Origin of the sequence: Pseudomonas viridiflava, from assembly GCF_900602065.1 — a bacterium.
Taxonomy (GTDB): Bacteria; Pseudomonadota; Gammaproteobacteria; order Pseudomonadales; family Pseudomonadaceae; genus Aquipseudomonas.
In genome coordinates this window covers 1-324 of sequence record NZ_UWFN01000382.1, presented here as the reverse complement: position 1 = coordinate 324, position 324 = coordinate 1, and the positions used below count along the sequence as shown (strand labels likewise).

The window sequence follows — 324 nt, the reverse complement described above, 5'->3', positions numbered from 1 at the left end:
CGCCGCCACTGGCCGAGGCCTTGAACGCTACTCTGGGTGCCGGCTTGGCCTACAGCGCGCGGCAGCCCTGCATCGCCCGTTCAAGGGCCTCGATCACGGTTTGCGGGCGCGCATGGGGGCTGACTTGCAGGCTGACCGTCAGGCCGAACATGTCCGCCGGGCGCGAGAAGTTGATGATCTTGGCCTTGGCCGCCAAGGAATTGGGGATCACCGCCATGCTGCCCTGGGAGGTTTGCAGGCGTGTGGCGCGCCAGTCGATGTCGGTGACACGGCCTTCGGTGCCGTCGATGGAGATCCAGTCATCCAGCTGATAAGGCTTGGTAG

General features: G+C 65.4%; 1 pseudogene. It reads right to left on the bottom strand.

The annotated features are described in order from the left end of the window. Positions 1–52: 52 nt before the first annotated feature. Positions 53–324: pseudogene (locus tag EE949_RS29075) on the bottom strand (mechanosensitive ion channel domain-containing protein); the annotation flags it as partial.